Here is a 21215-nt window from a genome sequence, read left to right as displayed (position 1 = left end):
TTATTATTACTATTTTTTACTTGAAATTCAAGAACCGTTACAGAGTATTCGAATAAATCCCCCTGCATGCATAAAGAATGGCACCAACACATACAGCAAGCACTACCCCCATCCAATAAACTCTTCCATAACCCAATATGACGGCTATCTTGAGTGCAGCAAATCCGGATATATAGCTACTAAGCAATACCACGGAAAATTGCAGGCTGCTGTCGAGTACGGCGGTGGCATGGTCGGATTTGTCCATCACCAACGCCAGTATCACCGGCAGCAGCAGCGTGTAGCTCAGGCTCAGGGCGATGATTTGCGCGGGCGGCAGCCAAGGGTGGACACGTGCGAGCGTATCGATGGCGGTCATGGACGCCAAAAGCGGCAGTTGCAGCACGTAGAGCAAGAACACGAGTTTGCGGCGTGGATAATTGCGCGAAAACCAGCCCGACAGCGGCGTCACAATCAGGCAGGCAACAGGAATGCCCACCGCCAGAATCCCGCCCGTCTGTTTCGGAGTGAAGCCCAAATCCGCCAGTTTGGGTACAAAAGTTGCCGCCATAAACGCATAAGGTGCGGCAACGGCAAACAGCAAAACCAGCCACCGCCAGCCTGTTTCAGGTTGCTGCCAAAAAGAAACCAGCCGCGCTGCCAACGCCGTCCAACTGCCTTGCGCAGTCGGACTTTCCGGCTCGCGGTAGTACAAGAGTTGCAGCAACATCAGCAGGCTGAACGTAAGCATAAAGCCCGCTGCCGCCGTCTGTCCGTATTCCTGATACAGCCACAACACCAGTGCGCCGCCGATCATCTTACCGCCGCGCGCCGCCATCGTCTGAATCACGCCGCCGAAACCGCGTTCGCGGTGCGGCAGGACGATGCACGACAAACCCAGCATCGCGCAGCCGTACACCGCCGACATCGCCGAGAGCAGTACGCAGCAGGTCAAAAGCAGCGCGAAGTTCTGCGTTATGTCGGTACAGGCCATCAGCCCGAACACTGCCGAAAGCCCCAGCGTCGCCGCCAGCAGCCAGCCGCGAAACCGACCGAACCGCCCTGCCGGCCGCCGCTCCATCAGCGCGGCAAACAATACCTTCGCCGCTTCGATACCGCCGATTAAATGTATCCAGCTCAGTTGGTTCAGGCTGTAACTGTGATTTTTCAAAATAGCGACCAGCGCGACCAGATAAAAACCGGTTAGCGTGAATTTGTAAGTGCTGCCGCCGATAAGCAGCAGCCAGTCGCGTGAGTTTGGGGAAGTCTGATTGTCGGACATCACATGATTCTTTTGAAGATGAGGCAAATAAAGGGACAAGGCTGTCTGAACATATTGGGTGGCAATACTTGATTTGTATTTAAATAGGTTTAGTATCTTTTCAGACGGCCTTCAACGCTTCTTCTGCGCGAAGCAGGGCAGTTGTTTCATCTGCTTCTACGATGTAGTTCACGCCCAGCGCGAGGCCGAGTTTGGACGATTGTTCGCGGAAGAACGCCAGTTGCGCCGCGTCGGGTTCGATAAGGAGCATGGCGGCGCAGCGTTCGGACAGTTGCGGCCGATGTGCCTTTATCCATTCGATGTAAGTTTTGCGGTCGGCAATGCGTTGTTCATCGCTTACCTGCCGCCGCATTGGGGTGCAGACGGTGGTGAAGCGGGGGTTTTGGTTTAACAGGGTTTCGAATTCGGCCAGCCAGTCGGCGAAGTCAGCGACGTGGGTCAGGTCGGTCAGGTAGATGGTGCCTTCGGGCAGGGTTTTGGCGGGGGTGAAGTAGTGCATGGGATTCCTTTGGGTGTTTTGGAGGAATAAACGGTAGGTCGGGCATAAATGTCCGACCTATGTTTTTTCAGACTGCCTCTATCATTTCAGCTTCATTTAAAACTTCCATTCCGCGCTCACGCCTACGCTTCTGGGGCGTTGGTAGAGTGCGTCTTGGCGGTCGGTGCTGGAAATGAATATGGGGCGGCGGCGGTTGAACACGTTGTCGGCGTAGAGCGAGACGCGGCCTTGTTTGAAGTTGTAGGCGGTGTAGAGGTTGACTTGGTTGTATGCGCCGATTTTGCCTGATTCGGCATTGTCGGCAGCGGAGTAGTAGCCGCCGTAGAAGCGCACGTCGCCGCCGGCTTCCCAGCCTTTGTCGTTCAGGTATTTCACGCCGATGTTGGCGGTGTATTTGGGCGCGCGGCCGAGTTTGTTGCCTTCGATGCCGCTGTCGGGATAGCTTTTGATTTTGGTGTTGAGCAGTCCCAGTCCGGTGGTGAGTTTCAGGCTGTCGGTCGCCTGCCAGTCGGCGGCGAGTTCTGCGCCGTAGGTGTGGACTTTTTTGGCGTTTCGGATGATGACGGAATTGGTGCCGAGATAGAAGGGAAGCTGCATGTCGCGGTAGTGGTTCAGGAACAGGTTGCCGGTGAGTTGCAGGCGACGGTCTGCGCTGCGCCAGCGGGTGTACCACTCGTAGTTGTTCACATATTCGGGTTTATAAGTGTAGGTTACGACGGGGCGACCGAAGGTGATGCCTGCGCCGCCAGGGTTATAGCCGCGCGCGGCTTTGATGCCGCTGACCCATTGGTTGGTGGGTTTGAAGGCGATGTCGATTTTTGGCAGGAACACGGTCTGGCCTTTGTCTAAATCAAGGTGCAGTGCGCCGCTGCCGCCGCTTCGTTTGTGCGTTTCTTTTTCAAGGCGGGCGGCGGCCGTGATGTCCCATTTTTCGCTGAGGCTGTATGTGGTTTCGGCAAACAGGGCGCGCACGCTGTTGCGGTCGTCAAAGGTGTTGCGGCCGCCGACGCTGCGGATGTCCACCCATTCATCTTGTTTGCTGCGGAAGTAGTGCAGCCCGGCAAGGCCTTTCAGACGGCCTTTGTTGGAAAAATGCAGTACCGGCTCCCATTGCAGTTCGCGGCCTTTGAGTTCGGCGGGCACGCCTTGCGGACTGACGGTCATCGGCAGGTGCAGCCGCTCGTTGTGGTAGCGGCCGTAAACCAGTTTGTTTTCCAGTTTCAGATAGTCGTTAAGCTGCCACGATACGTCCCAGATGCCCGATGTCGAGCCGGTTACGAACACGGGCTTTTCTTTTAAAAAACGGCGGCTGGCGGTGTTGCCCATGATTTCGTTTTGCGGCGCGCGCGAACGGATGTGGTTCAGCGTCAGGCGGCTGTAAAAATCGGGATGGTTTTCGGGCGTGAGCAGGAGTTTGAAGCGCACGTTGGAGTTTTCCACGCGGCGCGGATTGCCGGTCGGCTCATAGGACACGAACGGCTCATAGCTTTCGCGTTGCTGCCGCTCCGCGCTCAAGCGGAAGGCAAGGTTGTTTTTCACAATCGGACCGGACACTACGCCGGCGATGTTGCGCGTTTTCTGGTTGCCCAAACCCAAGCGCAGCGCGCCTTCCCATTCGTCGGTCGGGTCTTTGGAACGCATCACCACTGCGCCCACCACCGCGTTCTGCCCGCGCACATGGCTTTGCGGCCCGCGCAAGACTTCCACTTGCTGCATGTCCCACAGCGACTGCGTGCCGAAGGCAAATTCATTGTAAGTGGCGGAGCGGCCGTCTATGGACAGGTTCAGGCGCGGCCGCGTGCCCGCAAAAAACGCCACCGCACCGACGGCAGGGCCGGAGCCGTCCACGCCGCGCACAGTCGGCAAATCGTTGCCGCCGCCCAAGTCCACCGTGTTCACAGTCTGTTTGAGCAGGTCGGTTGCGGAAAGGTTGTGGCCGCTGCGGTCGATGTTCGGCGTGGAGAAAACGCGGTTGGACGTGCCGGTTTCAAAGCCGCTGCGGTTGGTGCGTTCACCGGTGACGACGACTTCTTCCAACTGCACTTTTTCCGCGTCTTGCACCGCATCGACGGCATAAATCCATTCGGAGGCGAAAGCGGCGGCAAGCAGCAGCGGCAGGCGGCGGAGGGTAGGTTTCTGCATTTCCTTATCCTTTCAGACGGCATACGTTGGAGCGGATTGAACATCAAGCAATCCAACCGCTCCGGCAGTATGTAAATATCTATTATTTACAGATTTACATAAAACGAACTATTAATGTAAAGTATAAGAAATAAAAAATAGAAATGCAAGTGTTTATCATTAAAATCAACTTGCTGTTTTTGTTGCTACCGTAGGAAAATATAATGGGCAACCATATATTATGAAGCATCCGACTTTCAAATCATTTCAATAACCACCTTTTATAAAAAAAATCAAATCCCTTCTGCCTATATGACTACCAGTAAACAACAAACCATCATCGAAACCGCCCGCCGCCTGTTCCGCGAACACGGCTTTTCCGCCGTATCCGTGAGCGGCATCTGCGCCGAGGCCACCGTCAGCCGCGTTACCTTTTACAAATATTACAGCGGCAAAAACGCGCTCTTGCAAGAAATCGTTACCGAGCAGAAAAACCGCGTCCGTGCCGAATTTGAGGCACTGCTCGCACGGCAATGCAGCCTGCACGAAGCCGCCGAAGCCGTATTCTCCCTGCAACGGCAATCGTTCGACGAGCTTTATTCAGCCGACTTCCTGCGCGACATCGAGGAGAATACCGATTTAGAGCTGGAGCGGTTTTTCCACGAATTGAACGAAGAAAAATACGCCTTTATGCGCGGTTTCTTCCACACCTTGCAACAACGCCGCCTGATACAGCCCGATTTGCCGGTAGAACTCATCGACCTGTTCATCCGTCAAGCGGATATATTGATGCGTCATCCCACCTTGACAACCTTGTATTCAAACAAACCAGACAAATTACTGGAGACCATATTAGGTATGCTTCTGTACGGCCTGACAGGCAAACAAGACAAATAAAGAAAACCATCCGGAAACCCCACACTATTCCCGGATGGTCGTATTCTTCTAAAAATACTATGTCAAATATTCAAAGCAGCTTTCTGATATCGCACCAGCTCTCTTATGCCTTTTTCCGCCAGTCCGATCAGTTTGCCCAATTCTTCCAAACTGAATGGCGCGCCTTCCGCCGTTCCCTGTATTTCGATAATTTTTCCCGATGCGGTCATCACGATATTCACATCACTGTCGCAACCGGAGTCTTCGGGATAATCCAAATCCAAAAGCGGCACGCCGTTCACTACGCCTGCGGATACGGCGGCAACGGCTTCGCGGATGGGGTTTTCGGTCAATATGCCGTCTGAAACCAGTTTGCCGACGGCGATTTGCAGCGCGACAAACGCACCGGTAATCGAAGCCGTGCGCGTGCCGCCGTCTGCCTGAATCACGTCGCAGTCAATCAAAATTTGGCGTTCGCCGAGTTTTTCCATATCCACGACCGCGCGCAGCGACCGTCCGATAAGGCGTTGGATTTCTTGTGTGCGTCCCGACTGTTTGCCTGCCGAAGCTTCGCGGCGCATACGCGAAGCGGTTGAGGCGGGCAGCATCCCGTATTCCGCCGTTACCCAGCCTTGGTTTTTACCGCGCAAAAACGGCGGGACGTTTTCGTCTATGGAGGCTGTGCAGATGACTTTGGTGTTGCCGCATTCAATAAGGCACGAACCGTCCGTATGCGGCAGGAAATGAGGGGTGATTTTGATATCGCGCAGGCTGTCGGCGGCGCGTGAGGTGCGGATGTAATCAGGCATACTGCCCTCCCGTTAAAAACAGATAAATTAAAAAGCCTTAAATATGAAAAATCACATTTAAGGCCTTCAAACTGAAAATTTCTACGCCTCTTCGGCTTTGCTGCGGATAATCAAAAGCGGCAGGTGGCTTTGGCGCATTACCGTTTCGGCGAAACTGCCCATCAAAAGGTGCATCAGGCCGGTGCGCCCGTGCGTGCCCAACACCAGCAGGTCGGCACCGTTTTCATCGGCATAATCGACCAAATCCTGCGCCATTTCGCGCGCACCCTTATTGGCAACCAGCAGGTGTTTAACGGTATTTTCCACACCCAGTTCCCGGGCGGTGCGCTCGGCGGCATCCAAAACCTCGTTACCTTGTGCAATGGCGGCTGCCTCGTAACTCTCGTGTTGCAAAAATTCAGGGGCAAGCGCCATATATTCGGCAGGATTGGCAACGTGCACCAAAGTCAAGCGCGCGCTGTTGATTCCTGCAAGTTCGGCGGCATGTTTCAGGGCATTGATGGAAGTTTCACTGCCGTCAACGGCAACGACCAGATGTTTGTACATATCGTATTCTCCTTTTGCACCGCCTCGCGGTGCCGTCTTGTCGGATGGGCGCAGAGACAGTTTGCGCCGTTTCATTATAGACCCGCCGTCGGGCTTTATACAACAGCCGAACAGCCTGACCGCTTTCCAGTATAATATGCCGCTTCCGTGCAGTCAGGCATTTTTTGCCGGCTTTCGTTCACTTTTTGATTTGACGCAATCTTGCAGGATTCGACCATGTCCGACAACGCTTTGACCTCTTCGCGACGCTTCGGCGGCATCGCCAGACTCTACGGAGACTCTGCCTTGGCGCACTTTTCACAGGCACACGTCTGCGTAATCGGCGTGGGCGGTGTCGGCTCGTGGGCGGTCGAGGCTTTGGCGCGGACGGGCATCGGACGTTTGACTTTGATTGATTTGGACAACGTTGCCGAATCGAATGTCAACCGCCAGCTGCACGCCCTGACCGGCGACTTCGGCAAAGCAAAAGTTACCGCCTTGCGCGAACGTATTACACAAATCAATCCGCAATGCGAAGTATTTGAAATTGAAGATTTCGTTACCGAAGACAATTTGCCGGAATACTTCGGAAAAGGTTTTGATTTCGTCATCGACGCAATCGACCAAGTGCGCGTCAAAGCGGCAATGGCGGCTTATTTTGTGAAAAACCGTCAGCCTTTTATCATCAGCGGCGGCGCGGGCGGACAGAAAAACCCCGCCCTGATCCAAACCGCCGACTTAAGCCGCACCACCCACGACCCCCTGCTTGCCAACCTGCGCTATACCTTGCGGAAACGCTACGGCTTCAGCCGCGATACTAAGGAAAAAATGCGCGTGCCGTGCGTGTTCTCAACCGAAAACATCACACCGCCGCAATCGGGTGCGGCGTGTTCTGCCGATGCCGCGCCTCAGGGCTTGTCATGCGCGGGCTATGGTGCAAGTATGCTCGTTACCGCTTCGTTCGGACTGTATTGCGCACAGGCGGCGGTGGAACACATCGCGGGCAAAAATAAGCAATGCCGTCTGAAACAGGATTCAGACGGCATTTGAACAAACTATGGTTATGATTTAGGACAAAAAAGGATACGGATAAAAAATAACATAAAATATATGATTCCTAATAATATACCAAGTATCGGAGAGCTATTTAATGGAATTCGTTAATAATTTAGTTATTTTTTTCATTTTTATTACTAATGCTTATTCCGATATTTTTTGTAGTATATGGTATATACCAGAAGATGGGTTCCAAAAACAAACAATGGTGGAATTTCAACAATGTTTCCAAAATCATGGGATGGTGCTCGCATCAAAAATGAAGTTGAACATGCATTTGCAAATAAAACAATTAGTATAGAATTGCGCGGTGGAAAACCTACTCGAATATGGAAAGGCATTACACCAAATGGTGTAAAAGTTGAAGGTTATTTAGAACCAAATATTACTGTTTATCCTAAAATGTAAATTAATAAGAAATAAGTATGAGTTTAATATTTACTAAAGATTTTTTCAAAGATGGAAGTAATGATAGGTTTGGTGTTTTTGAAACTAATGATAATTTAGCTTGGCTAGGTAGTTTTTTAATGGATGATGGTGGAGTAGGAGTTTTGCATTTATTAAAAATGTCAGAATCTTTATTAAAAGAAATACAAGAAAATGCATCATCACAAGAAGAAATTTATCAATATAGAGAAAATTTTGGGGTCATTATTAATGGCGACATAGTACAAATAGATAGCTTGCTAACTGATGAAATTGTTTCTGTGATATCAACAAAAATTTTTACAGAAAAATTAAAAGAATGTATTAATTTTATTAAGAAAAATTATACCACCGAATTTGAGCAAGCGCAGGGTAAGATACGTTATCGCAAAATATGTATCCTAAGAACAAGTTTTACATTATTAGTGGTAATACTTTGCAGTATGTATTACATATATTGCCGTTATCTTGACCAACAAAAAGTAGCTTATTATTGCATAGATAAACAATGTATTTCTATTGTTCATCTATACAAAGATTATGGTATAAACTCTCCCACATATGCGAGAATTTACGCAGGAAAAATATTGTTTAGATTTCAAGTAAGAGCTAAAAATTACGCTGAATTACTTATGGAAGATGATATATCAATTAGTAAAAAAATTTTGGGGAATAAATTTATCATTTATGGGTCGCTACCTGTAATATACGGTAATGTAGATAATATTGAAGTAAAAGAAGCTACTGGTTATATAGATAGAGCCAGTACTGATTATATTGTCTCAAGAAACTTAAAATTCAGACATTTATATTAATTAAGAGGTTTTAGCAAAACCGTATTCACAACCTGCTCCTTTTCAAAACATTTGCATTTAAAAGCCGTTATAATGCCGTCTGAACATCTGCCCGACCACATTACGCGTGAATGCCGGCAGATTGTTTTCTTTTGTAAACTTATATTAAAATCCACTTACCGATTCACGCCATGCCGCCCATCCCTGCCCCATCTGCACCATCCGAGCACACCGTCGCATGGGTATTCGGCCAACCCGTTACCGATTTGCCGCAGGATTTGTTTATCCCGCCCGACGCGCTGAAAGTCGTATTGGGCAGTTTTCAAGGCCCTTTGGATCTGCTGCTCTACCTTATCCGCAAACAGAATATCGATGTTCTCGATATTCCGATGGTGGAAATTACCGGGCAGTATCTGCACTACATCGCCCAAATGGAAGCCTACCAGTTTGATTTGGCGGCAGAATATCTTTTGATGGCGGCAATGCTGATTGAAATCAAATCGCGCCTGCTGCTGCCGCGTACCGAAGCCGTCGAAGACGAAGAAGCCGACCCGCGTGCCGAACTGGTGCGCCGTCTGCTTGCCTACGAGCAAATGAAGCTGGCGGCGCAGGGTTTGGACGCGCTGCCCCGAGCTGGACGGGATTTCGCGTGGGCTTACCTGCCGCTGGAAATTGCCGTCGAGACGAAGCTGCCCGAGGTTTACATCGCCGATTTGACGCGGGCATGGTTGGGCATTCTTTCTCGGGCAAAACACACACGCAGCCACGAAGTAATCCAAGAAACCCTTTCCGTGCGCGCGCAAATGGCGGCAATCCTGCGCCGTTTGAACGGACACGGAATATGCAGGTTTCACGACCTGTTCAATCCCGAACAGGGTGCGGCTTACGTGGTCGTCAACTTCATCGCGCTGCTAGAGCTTGCAAAGGAAGGCTTGGTCAGAATCGTGCAGGAAGTCGGTTTCGGAGAAATCCGAATCAGCCTCAATCATCAAGAAACGCCTTCAGACGGCATGACCGGGACAGAAACACCGGATTGACCTATTTAAAAAGGAACATGATGACAAGCAAACAAAACCAAGCCTCATTATGGGCGGTCGGACTGATGCTGTTTGCCCTGTTTTTTGGTGCGGGCAACCTGATTTATCCCGCCTATCTCGGTCAGCAGGCAGGCGAAAACTGGCTGATTTCCATGCCCGGCTTCTTATTGACCGGCGCAGGCCTGCCGCTATTGGGCGTAATCGCCATCGGCTACTCGGGTTCCCGTGATGTCGAAGCACTCGCCTCGCGTGTCGCCCCCTGGTACGGCATAGCGTTTGCCGCCTCCCTCTACCTTGCCATCGGCCCGCTGTTCGCCCTGCCCCGAACGGCGACAGTTTCCTTTGAAATCGGCGTTTTACCGCTGATCGGCAATCTTCCCCCGAATATGGCTCAGGCAGTATTCAGCCTGCTTTTTTTCGGCCTGGCCTACTGGCTTTCGATGTCTCCGAGCAAATTGGTTGACCGCATCGGAAAAATCCTGACGCCCGCACTCCTGCTGACTATCGCCGTATTGGTCGGTTATGCCGCACTCAACCCCATCGGCGCACCGCTTGCCGCACAAGGCGATTTTGCCGGCCGCCCGATGATTAAAGGCATTTTGGAAGGCTACGGCACGATGGACGCCCTCGCCTCGCTCGTATTTGCCATTATCGTTATCGACGCCGTCCGCGCCATGGGTGTCGACAACCGTTCGGACCTGCTGAAAACCACCGCCATATCAGGTCTGATGGCTGCAGGCTGCCTCGCTGCGGTTTACCTGCTGATAGGCTATATGGGGGCGGCCAGTGTGGTGGGAATCGGTTTGCAGAAAAACGGTGCGCTGGTATTGTCGAAATCGGCACAATACTATTTCGGACTGGGCGGCAACCTGCTGCTCGGCATCATCGTACTGCTAGCCTGCCTGACCACGGCGGTCGGTCTGGTTACTTCGTGTGCCGAATACTTCAACCGCCTCTGTCCAGGCATTTCCTATAAAACCTTCGTCATCATCAATACGCTGGTTTCCATCGTCTTGGCAAACAAGGGGCTGTCAGCCATCCTGCAGATTTCCGTCCCCATGCTCATGCTGCTTTATCCGCTGACCATCGTACTCATCCTGCTGACCCTGACCGACAGGCTGTTCGGCGGTAGCCGCATCGTCTATTTCTGCACCATGATGCCCGCACTGGCGGTCGGCCTGCTCGATGCCTACAAAACCGCCTTCGGTTTCAGCGAAACGGCAGCAAAAGCCATCGACAAAGCCCTTCCCCTATACAGCATAGGACTGGGCTGGATTATTCCCTCTTTAACTTGCTTTGCCTTAGGCTGCCTGCTCAATGCGGCCGTAAGGAAAAAATCCTGAAACCATGCCGTCTGAAAGACCTTCAGACGGCATTTTCGGTACACAGGGTAAATGTGATGTGTTCTAATACGTCCTAAGCCGCCACCAGAAATCGGGAGACACGCCATATGACCGGCATCATACATTCACTTCTTGACACCGACCTCTACAAATTCACTATGCTGCAAGTGGTTCTGCACCAGTTTCCGCAGACACACAGCCTTTACGAATTCCGATGCCGCAATGCCTCGACTCCCTATCCGCTTGCCGATATCAAGGAAGACTTGGAAGCCGAACTCGACGCACTCTGCCAACTGCGCTTTACCCATGACGAACTCGGCTACCTCCGCAGCCTGCGTTTCATTAAAAGCGATTTTGTCGACTATCTCGAACTCTTCCAGCTCCAACGCCGCTTTGTTGAAGTCGGCACCGATGCCGAAGGCCGTCTGAACATCCGTATCGAAGGCCCCATGATTCAAGCGATGTTCTTTGAAATCTTCATCCTTGCCATAGTCAATGAACTTTACTTCCGCCGCCTGGAAACCCCTGCAGTCATAGAAGAAGGCGAACGCCGGCTTCAAGCCAAAGCCGCGCGTCTGAAAGAAATAGCCGCCACACAGAATCCGGACGATCCGCCCTTCCTGATTTCCGACTTCGGCACACGCCGCCGCTACAACCTCCCATGGCAGGAACACGTCATACGCACCCTGCTTGAAGCCGCCCCCGGCATCGTACGCGGGACCAGCAACGTTTATCTCGCCAAAAAACTCGGCATTACCCCCATCGGCACCATGGCGCACGAGTTCCTGCAGGCATTCCAGGCCCTCGACGTACAATTGCGGAATTTCCAAAAAGCCGCGCTTGAAAGCTGGGTACACGAATACCGCGGCGACCTCGGTATCGCATTGACCGACGTGGTCGGCATGGATGCCTTCCTGCGCGATTTCGACCTTTATTTCGCCAAGCTCTTCGACGGTTTGCGGCATGACAGCGGAGACCCCTACGAATGGGGGGACAAAGCCTACACGCACTATAAAAAACTCAAAATCGACAGCCGGACCAAAATGCTGACCTTCTCCGACGGGCTGGACATCGAACGCTCTTGGGCATTGCACCAATATTTCAAAGACCGCTTCAAAACCGGCTTTGGCATCGGCACCAACCTCACCAACGATATGGGGCATACGCCTTTGAATATCGTGTTGAAACTGGTCGAATGCAACGGGCAGTCCGTCGCCAAGCTGTCCGACTCTCCGGGCAAAACCATGACCAACAACAGCACCTTCCTCGCCTACCTGCGCCAAGTGTTCGACGTACCCGAACCCGAAACGCCGTAAACCGGCAGAAAAAGCGCACAATTCCTGTTTCTGCCGCATAAAATCTTTTAAAATACCGCCTGATTTGAATTTAACCGAAAGACCGAACTTCATGAACCTACATCAAACCGTCGAACACGAAGCCGCCGCCGCCTTTGCCGCCGCAGGCATCGCCGGCAGCCCCGTTGTCTTGCAGCCGACCAAAAATGCCGAACACGGCGATTTCCAAATCAACGGCGTGATGGGTGCGGCAAAAAAAGCCAAACAAAACCCGCGCGAATTGGCGCAAAAAGTTGCCGAAGTATTGGCGGGCAACGCCGTCATCGAAAGCGCGGAAGTCGCCGGTCCGGGTTTCATCAACCTGCGCCTGCGTCCTGAATTCCTCGCCCGAAACATTCAGACGGCCTTGAACGACGCACGTTTCGGCATAGCGAAAACCGACAAACCGCAAACCGTCGTCATCGACTATTCTTCGCCCAATCTGGCAAAAGAAATGCACGTCGGACACCTCCGTTCCAGCATCATCGGCGACAGCATTTCGCGCGTGTTGGCATTTATGGGCAACACCGTTATCCGCCAAAACCACGTCGGCGACTGGGGTACGCAGTTTGGCATGTTGGTCGCTTATTTGGTCGAACAGCAAAAAGACAATGCCGCATTCGAGCTGGCGGATTTGGAGCAATTTTACCGCGCCGCCAAAGTGCGCTTTGACGAAGACCCTACCTTTGCCGACACCGCACGCGAATACGTTGTGAAGCTGCAAGGCGGCGATGAAACCGTTTTGGCGTTGTGGAAACAGTTTGTCGATATTTCGCTCTCGCACGCCCAAGCCGTTTACGACACGCTGAGTTTGAAGCTGCGCCCCGAAGACGTGGCAGGCGAATCGAAATACAACGACGATTTGCAACCTGTAGTCGATGATTTGGTTCAAAAAGGCCTGGCAGTCGAAGACGACGGCGCGAAAGTCGTGTTCTTGGACGAGTTTAAAAACAAAGAAGGCGAACCTGCCGCATTTATCGTGCAAAAACAAGGCGGCGGCTTCCTTTATGCTTCCACCGATTTGGCGTGTCTGCGCTACCGCATAGGCCGTCTGAAAGCCGACCGCCTGCTGTACGTCGTCGACCACCGCCAAGCCCTGCACTTTGAGCAACTCTTTACCACTTCCCGCAAAGCAGGCTATCTGCCGGAAGATGTAAAAGCCGAGTTTATCGGCTTCGGTACCATGATGGGCAAAGACGGCAAACCGTTCAAAACGCGCAGCGGCGACACCGTAAAACTGGTTGACCTGCTGACTGAAGCCGTTGAACGTGCCACCGCTTTGGTGAAAGAGAAAAACCCTGAATTGGGCACAGACGAAGCAGGTAAAATCGGCAAAACCGTCGGCATCGGCGCAGTTAAATACGCCGATTTGAGCAAAAACCGCACCAGCGATTATGTGTTCGACTGGGACGCCATGCTTTCGTTCGAAGGCAATACCGCCCCCTACCTGCAATACGCCTATACCCGTGTGCAAAGCGTGTTCCGCAAAGCCGGTGAATGGGACGCAACCGCGCCAACCGTTTTGACCGAACCGCTGGAAAAACAGCTTGCCGCCGAGCTGCTGAAATTTGAAGACGTACTGCAAAGCGTGGCGGACACGGCGTATCCGCACTACCTCGCCGCCTACCTCTATCAAATTGCGACCCTGTTCAGCCGCTTCTACGAAGCCTGTCCGATACTCAAAGCCGAAGGCGCAAGCCGCAACAGCCGCCTGCAACTGGCGAAGCTCACCGGCGACACGCTGAAACAAGGCTTGGATTTGCTGGGCATCGATGTGTTGGACGTAATGTAAAACCGCACCGCCCGATTGCGGACAACAGCCTCGCCATCCTTATCCGAATCTGAAAAAAGCGGCGCGATACACCGTATCCGCCGCCCCTCCCAAAATGCGAAACAAACAAACGCCAAGCAAGCAAGCAAGCAAGCAAGCAAGCAAGCAAGCAAGCAAGCAAGCAAGCAAGCAAGCAAGCAAGCAAAAAATTATAACCCCCTTCCTGCCGACGCACGCACTTTCCGCGCGGCGCATTCCCCTTTTCCCGCCCCTCAAATCCGCCTTTTCTTCAGGCAGGGTTTCAGCCCGCCTCTTTTCCCTGTTTTCCTTTCCCCGACACGCGTGCGCGCCCCCTGCCGCACTGTGCTGCACTTTCGCGCCCGGACGGCATCGTTCCGCCATCCGGTTCTCTGTTTTAAATACCCCTGTTTCAGAAAGAAATGCAGATGTTTCAACACACAGGACGACACATAAAGCACCGCCCTATGTGTTGCCCTGATTTGGAAGGGGTTACGCCTCCCAAATAAAGTCTGATCCTGCCGCCCCGAAGGACAGATGTCCGAGTGGCGGGGTTTCAACCGAAAAGGAAATACGATGAATATTCACGCCCTGCTCTCCAAACAATGGACGCTGCCGCCATTCCTGCCGAAACGGCTGCTGCTGTCCCTGCTGATACTGCTGGCTCCCAATGCGATGTTTTGGGTTTTGGCACTGCTGACCGCCACCGCCCGCCCGATTGTCAATTTGGACTACCTTCCCGCCGCGCTGCTGATCGCCCTGCCTTGGCGTTTCGTCAAAATTACCGGCGTATTGGCGTTTTGGCTGGCAGTTTTGTTTGACGGGCTGATGATGGTGATCCAGCTTTTCCCTTTTATGGACCTCATCGGCGCCATCAACCTCGTCCCCTTCATCCTGACCGCCCCCGCCCCTTATCAGATAATGACCGGGCTGTTGCTGCTGTATATGCTGGCGATGCCGTTTGTGTTGCAGAAAGCCACCGCCAAAACCGACTTCCGACACCTTGCCGTCTGCGCCGCCGTTGTGGCGGCAGCCGGCTATTTCACCGGCCATTTGAGTTACTACGACCGGGGGCGGATGGCCAATATCTTCGGCGCAAACAACTTCTATTACGCCAAAAGTCAGGCGATGCTCTACACCGTCAGCCAGAATGCCGACTTTATTACCGCCGGCCTGGTCGATCCCGTCTTCCTCCCCTTGGGCAATCAACAGCGTGCCGCCACGCATCTGAACGAGCCGAAATCTCAAAAAATCCTCTTTATCGTCGCCGAATCTTGGGGGCTGCCGGCCAATCCCGAACTTCAAAACGCCACTTTTGCCAAACTGCTGGCGCAAAAAGACCGTTTTTCAGTTTGGGAAAGCGGCAGTTTTCCCTTTATCGGCGCGACGGTCGAAGGCGAAATGCGCGAATTGTGCGCCTACGGCGGTTTGCGCGGGTTTGCACTGCGCCGCGCGCCCGACGAAAAATTTGCCCGCTGCCTCCCCAACCGTTTGAAACAAGAAGGTTACGCCACCTTTGCGATGCACGGCGCGGGTAGTTCGCTTTACGACCGCTTCAGCTGGTATCCGAGGGCGGGCTTTCAAGAAATCAAAACCGCCGAAAACCTGATCGGTAAAAAAACCTGCGCCATTTTCAGCGGCGTGTGCGACAGCGAGCTGTTCGGCGAAGTGTCGGCATTTTTCAAAAAACACGACAAGGGACTGTTTTACTGGATGACGCTGACCAGCCACGCCGACTATCCCGAATCCGACATTTTCAACCACAGGCTCAAATGCACCGAATACGGCCTGCCCGCCGAAACCGACCTCTGCCGCAATTTCAGCCTGCACACCCAATTCTTCGACCAACTGGCGGATTTAATCCGACGCCCCGAAATGAAAGGCACGGAAGTCATCATCGTCGGCGACCATCCGCCGCCCGTCGGCAACCTCAATGAAACCTTCCGCTACCTCAAACAGGGGCACGTCGCCTGGCTGCACTTCAAAATCAAATAACAACAATGCCGTCTGAACGCACCAACAGCCTTCAGACGGCATTTTGCAGACAGGCCGACCCCCTCAAGCCCACTTTTTTCATCGTCGCTTTGTAAGAATCCAAAAATCCAAAATCACAGGAAGTTATCAAAAAAACAGAAACCATCCACCGTCATTCCCGCGCAGGCGGGAATCCAAAGCCACGGGAATTTATCGGAAAAACCGAAACTTCTCCGCCGTCGTTCCCGCGAAAACGGGAATCCAGAAACCCAAAGCCACAGAAATTTATCGGAAATAACTGAAACTCCTCCGCCGTCATTCCCGCGCAGGCGGGAATCTAGGTCTGTCGGTGCGGAAACTTATCGGATAAAACGGTTTCTTCAGATTTTACGTTCTGGATTCCCACTTTCGTGGGAATGACGGGATGTAGGTTCGTAGGAATGACGTGGTGCAGGTTTCCGTATGGATGGATTCGTCATTCCCGCGAAAGCGGGAATCCAAAGCCACGGGAATTTATCGGAAAAACCGAAACTCAAAAACAACGGAAACCGAACGGACAGGATTCCCGCCTGCGCGGGAATGACGGCTCATACATCACCCCAAAAAATTGAAACCAAACAACTGAGATTCCCTCTTGCGTGAGGCTGACAGATGCCGTCTGAAAGGCTTTCAGACGGCATAGGGCGTTTTCTCTTTGAATTTATAGTGGATTAACAAAAATCAGGACAAGGCGACGAAGCCGCAGACAGTACAAATAGTACGGAACCGATTCACTTGGTGCTTCAGCACCTTAGAGAATCGTTCTCTTTGAGCTAAGGCGAGGCAACGCCGTACTGGTTTTTGTTAATCCACTATAAATTTGCCACAAAAAAGCCGCCTCAAATGAATACCGGGGCGGCTTTTTGTTGATATGACTCCAATCAGCGGTGTTGCGGATTGTAACGTTTTTCCAAACGCAGGAATATCCAGCCTAAGAAAGTCGTCATCAGAAGATAAATCAGGGCGACGGTGTAAAGCGGTTCTTCATAAACCGAGTACCGGCCCGTAATCGTTTTCTGAACATAGGCCAACTCCGGCACGGCAATGACCGACAGCAGCGAGCTGTCTTTCAAGAGCGTGATGAACTCGCTTGCCAAAGGCGGCAGCATACGGCGCAATGCCTGCGGCAGAATCACATAGCGCATCGCCTGCGGATAAGTCATACCCAAAGAACGCGCCGCCTCCATCTGCCCTTTGTCTATAGACTGGATGCCCGCGCGGAAAATCTCACAGATATACGCCCCCGAGTTGGCGATCAGTGCCAAAGAACCGGCAATCAGCGGGCCGTATCCCCGACGCAGCTCGACTGCCGCCTCGCCGCTGACCAAAATGCCGTCTGAAGGATGGACGAAAAACAGAAACCACACATACGCCCAAATCACAATCTGCACAAACAGCGGCGTGCCCCGGAACAGGGTAACGTACAACAGGGAAAACTTACGCAACGCCCACGCCAGCACGCGCATCGGCACACCGGCTTTTTCCAAGTGAATCAGGCGCGCCAATGCCAAAAGCAACCCCAATACCGAACCGCCCGAGGTCGCCACGACCGTCAGCCCCAGTGTCGTCAGTGCGCCATAAAGGAACATCCAGCGGTATTCGTAAATAATGTCAAAACGAAAATCCATATAGTGTCCGTATCAAAAACCGGCGAAACTGCCGCCATTTCAAAATAATCCGCCATTTTACCGTAAAAACCGCCGCCTGAACTTTTTTATCGCGGCAGACGGCGGTTGCGCGTTTCCGCAAAAATGCCGGACGCGCGGTTTTCAGACGGCATTTGCCGTTCAAAGCCGTGCGGTGTCTTTACCAAATGCCCAACCATTCGCCCACGGAATCCATCCAATCCTTATTGCCCCCGCCGTTCCTGCCTGCCCGGCGGTACGCCCACGGCGCTTGCGGATTTTTAGCTTTCCACAATCCTTTGCGTTCCCTTTCCGCCTGAATTTGAGCGTCGGCATAGTCGGCAAAATCCGCCTTATCCTGCTGTTCTTTAGCATAACTTTTATAATGCCACGCCGCCCCATCCTGCACCTGCATCAGGTTCAAATCGGTTTTGCCGACAAAAACCTGCGCCACTTCGCGCTGATAGCGGTCGGTATCGAACACGCGCACGCTGACTTTCCTGCCTTCCGCCGCCGCGCGCAGGTTGTCGCGCGAACGCGTGCCGTAAGCCTGCTTCATCTCCGGCGCATCGATATACGCCATACGGATTTTGTGTTTCGCGCCGTCGCCGTCGATGACGTGCAGGGTGTCGCCGTCATAGACTTTGGACACCGTGCCTGTGTAGCTGCGCCCGGATTTTGCCGATGCCCGTCGGCGAACGGGTGTTTCATACCTACCCGCACCCTCCTCTACACCCAATTCATTCAGTACGGCAATACCGGTACGGACAAGCTCGCTGTCGTATCCCGTATAACCCAACGCGCCCAAAAGCGACAGGGCGACGGGAAGCCATTTCATGATTTTTTTAATCTGCATATTTTTCAAATGCCGATGCCGTCTGAACATATCGGAACCGGATTTCAGACGGCATCTTAACGTCAGGATTACCCTTGGCAGGGATAGATGACTTTCGCGCCCTCTTCCGTACCTAAAATCAACACGTCGGCGGCATCGCGGGCGAATATGCCGTTTTCGAGCACGCCGGTGATTTTGTTGATTTCGTCTTCCATCGTCAGCGGTTTGTCGATATTCAAGCCGTGGACATCGACGATTTGGTTACCGTAAAACGTGGTGTAGCCGATACGCAGTTCGGGCTGTCCGCCCATAGCGAGCAGGCGGCGCGACACGAGCGAACGCGCGCTTTCGACGACTTCCACGGGCAGTGGGAATTTGCCCAAACGTGAAACATATTTGCTTTCATCCGCAATGCAGATGAATTTTTCGGACGCGCTGGCGACGATTTTTTCGTTGAGGTGCGCGCCGCCGCCGCCCTTAATCATTTGCAGGGCGTGGTTGACTTCGTCCGCACCGTCGATATAGACCGCCAAACCGGACACTTCGTTCAAAGAAACGACGGGAATGTCGTACTGGGCAAGCAGTTCGCTGGATTTTTTGGAAGTAGATACCGCGCCTTTGATTTTTTTGCCGCTTTTGCCCAAGGCTTCGATGAAAAAGTTGATGGTCGAGCCGGTACCGATGCCGATATATTCATTTTCGGGTACGAATTCGACTGCTTTTTCGGCGGCGATGCGCTTGAGTTCGTCTTGTGTCGTCATATTTTTGTCCTTTGGGAAACCGTATCAACAAACAGCCGCCATCTTAACATTTTTTTGCACGTCCTGCCCGCCGCGTTCAAATCCGTACCAGCAATACCGCCGCCTGCGCCTCTATGCCTTCCATGCGCCCGAGATAACCGAGTTTTTCGTTGGTTTTGCCTTTGATGTTGACGCACGAAATATCGATACCCAAATCGGCGGCGATGTTGGCACGCATTTGCGGAATGTGCGGCGCGAGTTTGGGTTTCTGTGCAATCACGGTCGTATCGACATTGACCGCCTGCCAACCCTGCGCCTGAACGCTTTGATACGCCGCACGCAAAAGGGCGCGACTGTCCGCATCTTTGAACTCTGCGGCGGTGTCGGGGAAATGGCTGCCGATATCGCCCAAACCTGCCGCGCCGAGCAGCGCGTCGGTAACGGCGTGCAGCAGCGCGTCGGCATCGGAATGTCCGAGCAGTCCTTTTTCAAATGGGATTTCAACTCCGCCGAGTATCAGCTTTCTGCCTTCGCTCAGTTGGTGGACATCGTAGCCCTGTCCGATACGGATGTTTGTCATCGTTTGTGTTCCTGATGGTTTGAATTGAAGTTCAGACGGCATCGAGCAGCAGCCTGACGATGTATGCGTCCTGCGGCTGCGTCAGTTTCAAATTGCGCGCGTCGCCCTGTATCAGCAAAGGGCGGATGCCCAATTTTTCGACGGCGGAGGCTTCATCGGTAATGCCGTCCAAGTTTTCCGCAGCCAATGCGCGGTGCAGCAAACCCGCTTGAAAAAGCTGCGGCGTTTGTGCCTGCCAAAGACTCGTCCGCTCGACAGTGGCACTGATTTGTCCGCCTTCTGCGCGCTTGAGCGTATCGGCAACGGGAATTGCCAAAATTCCGCCTTCGGCGGCGTTGCCCGCCTGTTCTATCAACCGCGTCAGGGCTTCAGACGGCAGGCAGCATCGGGCGGCATCGTGTACCAGAATATTGTCGGTTTCCGCCGCCAAACCGGTTTCCAACAGTTTTGCCACACCGTTGCGGACAGTTTCGGCGCGGGTCTGTCCGCCGTTTTTCCACACCCGAACCTGTGGAAATGCCGTCTGAACCTTATCGGCAAACGTGTCTTCGGGCGAGACGACAACGACGGTCAAATCGACGGCCTCATGCCGTTCAAAAATCCCAATCGTATGTTCTAAAACGGTTTTGCTTCCGATTTCGACATACTGCTTGGGTTTGTCCGCACCGAAACGCGCCCCGATGCCCGCAGCGGGAATCAGGGCAATATTTTTGCGTTTCATGCGTTTTCCCCGCCGTTTTCAGACGGCACGGCTTCCTTACGCCAAATACAGGCTTCGCCCAAGCCGTCCAAATATTGCCCGTGTTCCGCCAACTCGTTTTCGTCCGCCCTGATGACTTTCAGTTTGCCGCTGCGTTTGGTTTCGGTATGCGCCACGGGTTTGGTTTCCATTTTTTCCTCTGCGGTCTCCCCCATCAAGTCGAACTGCTGGCGTGTCATAGCAAGATAGACCTCGCCCAAAAGTTCGCAGTCAATCAATGCGCCGTGCAGGACGCGCTTGCTGCGGTCGACGGAAAAACGGTTGCACAAAGCATCCAGACTCGCTTTCTGCCCCGGAAACATCTCGCGCGCCATCGCCAGGGTATCGGTAACGGTACAGCCGAGTTCCTCGACAGTCGGCAGCCCCATCCGGCGGAACTCCATATTGAGGAAGCCCACGTCGAATTTGGCATTGTGGATAATCAGTTCCGCACCGCGCAGAAAATCGGCAATCTGCCTGCCGACCTCTGCAAACGGCGGCGCGTTTTTCCCTTCCAAAACCTCTATCGTCAAGCCGTGGACGCGTGCCACCTCTTCGGGCATATCGCGCTCGGGGTGGACATAAAGGTGCAGGTTTTTGTCGGTCATTTGGCGGTTGATCATTTCCAGACCGGCAAACTCGACCAAGCGGTCGCCGCCGTCGGCATACAGGCCGGTGGTTTCGGTATCGAGGATGATTTGGCGTTGAATCATATCTGCTTCTTTCTTCAAATTTTCCATCTGCTGACTATTTTTTAGGCAGCGTATTTTTCTATTTTCATTTCAATGCACAAACCCACTTATTCACAGCGTG

Annotated in this window: 20 protein-coding genes and 1 pseudogene; 9 read left to right on the top strand and 12 right to left on the bottom strand. The window is 52.9% G+C overall.

What is annotated here, in order from left to right; translation table 11 throughout:
* Nucleotides 1-37 precede the first annotated feature (37 nt).
* The 3 genes from RDY34_RS00410 to RDY34_RS00400 form a co-directional block, all read right to left on the bottom strand.
* The gene (locus RDY34_RS00410) at nt 38-1261 is read right to left on the bottom strand and encodes an MFS transporter (protein ID WP_003751323.1); all 1224 of its coding nucleotides are present in this window, start codon (nt 1259-1261) and stop codon (nt 38-40) included.
* Between the two features lie 100 nt (nt 1262-1361).
* Nucleotides 1362-1760: a hypothetical protein gene (locus RDY34_RS00405; protein WP_003751321.1), complete on the bottom strand. Its 399-nt coding sequence runs from the start codon at nt 1758-1760 to the stop codon at nt 1362-1364.
* Between the two features lie 96 nt (nt 1761-1856).
* A complete protein-coding gene (locus RDY34_RS00400) occupies nt 1857-3902 on the bottom strand; it encodes a TonB-dependent receptor (protein ID WP_308074176.1) in 2046 nt (681 codons plus the stop codon).
* Nucleotides 3903-4193: 291 nt separating this feature from the next.
* Between RDY34_RS00400 and RDY34_RS00395 the strand changes: the two genes are divergently transcribed.
* Nucleotides 4194-4778, top strand: coding sequence for a TetR/AcrR family transcriptional regulator (locus tag RDY34_RS00395; RefSeq protein ID WP_003751315.1), 585 nt, complete (start codon nt 4194-4196; stop codon nt 4776-4778).
* A gap of 62 nt (nt 4779-4840) precedes the next feature.
* Here RDY34_RS00395 and rph read toward each other — a convergent pair whose 3' ends face one another.
* A complete protein-coding gene (gene rph / locus RDY34_RS00390; RefSeq protein ID WP_003751312.1) occupies nt 4841-5566 on the bottom strand; it encodes a ribonuclease PH in 726 nt (241 codons plus the stop codon).
* An 81-nt stretch (nt 5567-5647) separates the two neighbouring features.
* Entirely contained in the window at nt 5648-6112 is a 465-nt protein-coding gene (locus tag RDY34_RS00385) for a universal stress protein (protein ID WP_025456731.1), read from the bottom strand.
* Nucleotides 6113-6328: 216 nt separating this feature from the next.
* Here RDY34_RS00385 and RDY34_RS00380 point away from each other — a divergent pair, with 216 nt between their 5' ends.
* From RDY34_RS00380 to RDY34_RS00345, 8 genes and pseudogenes are all read left to right on the top strand, one after another.
* Entirely contained in the window at nt 6329-7141 is an 813-nt protein-coding gene (locus RDY34_RS00380) for a tRNA threonylcarbamoyladenosine dehydratase (RefSeq protein ID WP_308074175.1), read from the top strand.
* A gap of 228 nt (nt 7142-7369) precedes the next feature.
* A complete protein-coding gene (locus tag RDY34_RS00375; protein ID WP_301005495.1) occupies nt 7370-7555 on the top strand; it encodes an EndoU domain-containing protein in 186 nt (61 codons plus the stop codon).
* Between the two features lie 392 nt (nt 7556-7947).
* A pseudogene (locus tag RDY34_RS00370) lies at nt 7948-8388 on the top strand (hypothetical protein); the annotation flags it as partial.
* A gap of 170 nt (nt 8389-8558) precedes the next feature.
* Nucleotides 8559-9404, top strand: a complete 846-nt coding sequence (locus RDY34_RS00365; RefSeq protein WP_003751296.1) for a segregation and condensation protein A — start codon at nt 8559-8561, stop codon at nt 9402-9404.
* A gap of 17 nt (nt 9405-9421) precedes the next feature.
* Nucleotides 9422-10747, top strand: a complete 1326-nt coding sequence (gene brnQ, locus RDY34_RS00360) for a branched-chain amino acid transport system II carrier protein (RefSeq protein WP_308184441.1) — start codon at nt 9422-9424, stop codon at nt 10745-10747.
* Nucleotides 10748-10854: 107 nt separating this feature from the next.
* Nucleotides 10855-12063: a nicotinate phosphoribosyltransferase gene (gene pncB, locus RDY34_RS00355; RefSeq protein WP_308184440.1), complete on the top strand. Its 1209-nt coding sequence runs from the start codon at nt 10855-10857 to the stop codon at nt 12061-12063.
* 91 nt (nt 12064-12154) lie between these two features.
* Nucleotides 12155-13873 (top strand): arginine--tRNA ligase, encoded by a 1719-nt coding sequence (gene argS, locus RDY34_RS00350; RefSeq protein ID WP_003751290.1) that lies wholly within the window; start codon nt 12155-12157, stop codon nt 13871-13873.
* Nucleotides 13874-14446: 573 nt separating this feature from the next.
* Nucleotides 14447-15865, top strand: a complete 1419-nt coding sequence (locus RDY34_RS00345) for a sulfatase-like hydrolase/transferase (protein ID WP_308074174.1) — start codon at nt 14447-14449, stop codon at nt 15863-15865.
* Between the two features lie 899 nt (nt 15866-16764).
* Here the strand turns inward: RDY34_RS00345 and RDY34_RS00340 are convergent.
* The 7 genes from RDY34_RS00340 to dnaQ all read right to left on the bottom strand — a co-directional run bounded on the left by RDY34_RS00340 (nt 16765) and on the right by dnaQ (nt 21115).
* Nucleotides 16765-17511, bottom strand: a complete 747-nt coding sequence (locus RDY34_RS00340; RefSeq protein WP_308074173.1) for an amino acid ABC transporter permease — start codon at nt 17509-17511, stop codon at nt 16765-16767.
* The gene (locus tag RDY34_RS00335; protein ID WP_003708735.1) at nt 17495-17674 is read right to left on the bottom strand and encodes a hypothetical protein; all 180 of its coding nucleotides are present in this window, start codon (nt 17672-17674) and stop codon (nt 17495-17497) included. The genes RDY34_RS00340 and RDY34_RS00335 overlap by 17 nt, the downstream gene beginning before the upstream one ends.
* Before the next feature lie 15 nt (nt 17675-17689).
* Nucleotides 17690-18364: a thermonuclease family protein gene (locus RDY34_RS00330; RefSeq protein ID WP_308074172.1), complete on the bottom strand. Its 675-nt coding sequence runs from the start codon at nt 18362-18364 to the stop codon at nt 17690-17692.
* Nucleotides 18365-18432: 68 nt separating this feature from the next.
* Nucleotides 18433-19104, bottom strand: a complete 672-nt coding sequence (gene rpiA, locus RDY34_RS00325) for a ribose-5-phosphate isomerase RpiA (RefSeq protein ID WP_118792281.1) — start codon at nt 19102-19104, stop codon at nt 18433-18435.
* A gap of 76 nt (nt 19105-19180) precedes the next feature.
* The gene (ispF, locus tag RDY34_RS00320; RefSeq protein ID WP_304675303.1) at nt 19181-19663 is read right to left on the bottom strand and encodes a 2-C-methyl-D-erythritol 2,4-cyclodiphosphate synthase; all 483 of its coding nucleotides are present in this window, start codon (nt 19661-19663) and stop codon (nt 19181-19183) included.
* Between the two features lie 31 nt (nt 19664-19694).
* Nucleotides 19695-20384, bottom strand: coding sequence for a 2-C-methyl-D-erythritol 4-phosphate cytidylyltransferase (ispD, locus tag RDY34_RS00315; protein WP_308074169.1), 690 nt, complete (start codon nt 20382-20384; stop codon nt 19695-19697).
* Nucleotides 20381-21115, bottom strand: coding sequence for a DNA polymerase III subunit epsilon (dnaQ, locus tag RDY34_RS00310; RefSeq protein ID WP_308074168.1), 735 nt, complete (start codon nt 21113-21115; stop codon nt 20381-20383). Before dnaQ ends, ispD begins: the two co-directional genes overlap by 4 nt.
* Nucleotides 21116-21215 lie beyond the last annotated feature (100 nt).

This window comes from Neisseria polysaccharea, from assembly GCF_963392925.1.
Lineage (GTDB): Bacteria > Pseudomonadota > Gammaproteobacteria > Burkholderiales > Neisseriaceae > Neisseria > Neisseria polysaccharea.
The sequence above is the reverse complement of the archived record's forward strand: the minus strand, read 5'-3'. Positions and strand labels throughout refer to the sequence as shown.